Source organism: Levilactobacillus parabrevis ATCC 53295 (assembly GCF_001434055.1).
Classification (GTDB): Bacteria; Bacillota; Bacilli; order Lactobacillales; family Lactobacillaceae; genus Levilactobacillus; species Levilactobacillus parabrevis.
This window is the reverse complement of record NZ_AZCZ01000078.1, coordinates 1-3,111: the sequence shown is the minus strand read 5'-3', so window position 1 is coordinate 3,111 and position 3,111 is coordinate 1. Positions and strand designations below refer to the sequence as shown.

At 48.9% G+C, this 3,111-nt stretch carries 2 protein-coding genes; one reads left to right on the top strand and one right to left on the bottom strand.

Features of this window, described 5'->3' with window-relative positions:
- Nucleotides 1–17: 17 nt before the first annotated feature.
- Nucleotides 18–107, top strand: a complete 90-nt coding sequence (locus FD07_RS12820) for an IS3 family transposase (protein ID WP_373879007.1) — start codon at nt 18–20, stop codon at nt 105–107.
- Between the two features lie 59 nt (nt 108–166).
- On the opposite strand, the gene FD07_RS11700 is transcribed toward FD07_RS12820, so the two are convergent.
- Entirely contained in the window at nt 167–2,959 is a 2,793-nt protein-coding gene (locus FD07_RS11700; protein WP_020090508.1) for an MMPL family transporter, read from the bottom strand.
- Between the last annotated feature and the right edge of the window lie 152 nt (nt 2,960–3,111).

Here is a 3,111-nt window from a genome sequence, read left to right as displayed (position 1 = left end):
ATACGGTCAGTTATTAGGTGCTTACTAACAATTCACGTCGCCAACCAACACTAAACGGCATGACCCCGGTGGAATACCGGAATCATGCCGTTCAGAAAGTTGCATAACAATTTTAATTATTTGGTTGTCTACTTGACAAGGAGCCCCGCCTCGTTCATAACTATTTCTATTTTTCAGTCTTATCTGAATCGGAAGCCTTAGGCGTAGCTTTGGCTTTCGTCTTGGAACGTGACTTGCGAGGACGCCGCTTCTTCCGTCTAAATTGCATTGGCTTTTGCGCCGGAATGACAACTGAGAGTTTACCGAAGGAGGCTGCCATTAGTGGCAAGACTAAGTTGAAGATGATTGCCGTAAAGATGGTGATCAGCGTGACAGCCGTCAATGTTTGTGACTCGGCGGCTAGGAGACCGAGGACCCCGGCAATTATGATGAACAGTGAATGCCGCATCGTTTGACCGACTTCATGAATCCCTGGTAATAACCAGTCTAACAGGGGCCCATCGTTTAGTCGGTAACTCAGCGCGAGTTGTGTGAGCTCGACGACAGCGAGAACAGTCAGTGGGATGAAGGTCAGCAGTGGCACTTGCCAGTTGAACTCGCTGTTACCCGTTAACCAGCCCATGAGGACTTGGGTCAATTGGTAACCGGCGAATGCTGAAGCCAGGAAGGTTAAGAACCAGTAGCTGGCTTGCAGAATTGACCGGCTGAACAGAATCAATAGAAGTAACGTAATGCCAAAGACCAACAGTAAGACGCGTGGTAAGTCGTGTTGGTATTGCGTTTGAATCGTACTTGTGACGACTGGTTGACCGCTAAACGTTAACGTGGCATTTTTGAGAACAGTTCCGCGGAGTTGGCTCTGGGTAACCTGCTTTAATTGTTGTAACGTCTTGGTGGTATTCTTGGCGTTTGGCGCATCCTTTAACGTGATCGTCAGGTAAGTCGATTGTACCTTGGCGTCCGTGTAGTTTGCGAGTGATTGTTGGAAATCACCACTGGCAATTTGCGTAGGGGACAGGTAGAGGGATTTGGCCGCTTCAGAGGTTTGTAATCCGCTGAGGTAGAGGTAAATCTGATTCATCGACTTTTGCATGCTGGCGACTTGTTTCTTGGACGTCTTCAAACTGTCGCTCACTGCCTTGATCGATTCAGCGTAGTTACTCAGGTTTGAGTGAGCAGCGCTGGCATCGGTGTTGGCAGTGTTGACGGAATTAGAGAGGGTGGTTAAGTCATTAACCGCGGTGTTCAACGTGCTGTTGACAGCGTTGAGTTGGTTAATGTAACGGGTGATTCGCTTCGATGTGCTCGTAGTTCCAGCGGCCGTTGAGCGACTCAAAGCAGTCTGGAGCGACGTCTGTAAGGTACTGCTGTCACTCATCAGGGTGTTGGTTTGACTGGTCAGTTTGTCCAACCGTTTAACCTCAGCCTTCAGTGACTTTTGCTTCAAATTGGTACTGTCGGACTGCAGGTCGTTTCTAACCGTGCCAAGTTGACCGACAACGCCGGTGATGTTTTCGTTAATCGTACTTAATTGATTAGAAATGTAATACTGCGTGATCGGTTGACCACCGGGTTGGGTAACTGACGTGACTGCAGCGACTCCAGGTTGGGCGCGGAGTTTCTTGGTCAGGTTATCCAATTGATAGAGTTGGTTTTGGTTGTCGAGACGTTGGTTAGTTGAGAGGTACAACGTGACTGGCGTTGCCTTCCCTTGACCGAAGTGCGCGCTTAATACCCGAGCACCCTGCACGGCTTGATTATTTGGAATATCTTGAGCACTGTTGTAGTTGAGGTGTGTACGGTTCGCAAACGTTACGGGGACGATCAAATACAAAACGACTGCAACGGCGATCCATGGCTGCCAAAGGCCAAACTTGGTTAAGTGGAACCAGAGTTTGTGGTCCTTAAGGCGTGGCCGCGTCTTCTTTGGCCAGAAGAGGCTGTTTCCAAGCATCCCCGTGAAGACAGGAACGAGGGTGACACTGGCAATCCCAGTGATGGCAAAACCAATTCCCAACAGACCGTAAGCACGAATCGTGGAGAAGTCGAAGAGCATCAGACTACCAAAGGCAATCGTTAAACTCAACGTACTGATCAGAATGCGGTAGCCCAGGTCGTTGACGACTTTGGTCGTTGCGGCTTGGTTGTCGGCACCATCATCGGTCAGGTTTCGCAATTCACGGAAGAACCAGAAGCTGGTCAGTAGCGTGAATAAGCTGATGCCTAGTAGGAGGAAGATCGGCGTGTACTCGGAGTACGCGAAGTTCCAGTGGTAGGCCAGGTTGGTTGCGAGGGATAGCGTCGTAATATAACTAATTAAAATAGCTAGAAATGTAATGATTGGGGCAATGATCGACGCGAAGAGAATCCCCATAGCAATCAAAGCAATTAATAAGGTCATCAGAATGACGACTAGTGTGAACGACGAAATGTGTTCGTTGGCGGCATCGCTGATAATCTCAGGACTCGTGACGTAGGTGTTTAGCCCCACGGTCGAGATCTGTGATTTGAGTTGTGAGGCCATCTGACGGACGGTCCCTTGGTTGTGGCTAACCTCTAACTGAACGATTTCCGTGGATTTATCCTTGGAAAACAGTTGGGGCTTGCTAGTCGGCGTATTTGTCATTGTGGTGATCTTTTGAACCCCATAATAACTCGAACGCTTCTGCAATTCGGAAACGGTCTTGTTGACCGAGGCGAGTTGCTTGTTGGTAAGGGCGCCGTCGGGGTTGTTAAAGACCGCGTTGACGGTGTAGGTCCCATTCAGGTTCCGCCCCCAAGTGTTCTTGAGTTGGGTCGCCTTGACGGGTTGACTCGTATTCGCCAATTGTGGTTGACCATCATATTGAATGATGGTCTTGACATTTGGCAAGGTGACGATGGCCGCAAAGACCACGACTAACCAGAATACGAGTGCAAAAATCCGGTTGTGGTGAAGCTTTCTTATCCGTTCTTGCATATGTAGTCTGAGTCCTCTCTATCTAATCAATTTCCCGCCGTGCAAGCAGGGTGCAGTTCATGTTTAATTCTACCATATTGGGGCGGAATCGGGCCGTTTTCGCCGTTATTTAACAAAGTTTAAGAAAGCCCCAATTGTCAAATCAAGTGCAA

What these genes read in the sequence shown, in the direction of transcription:
- FD07_RS11700 (WP_020090508.1), bottom strand. Translation starts at nt 2,959, where the DNA reads ATGCAAGAACGGATAAGAAAGCTTCACCACAACCGGATTTTTGCACTC.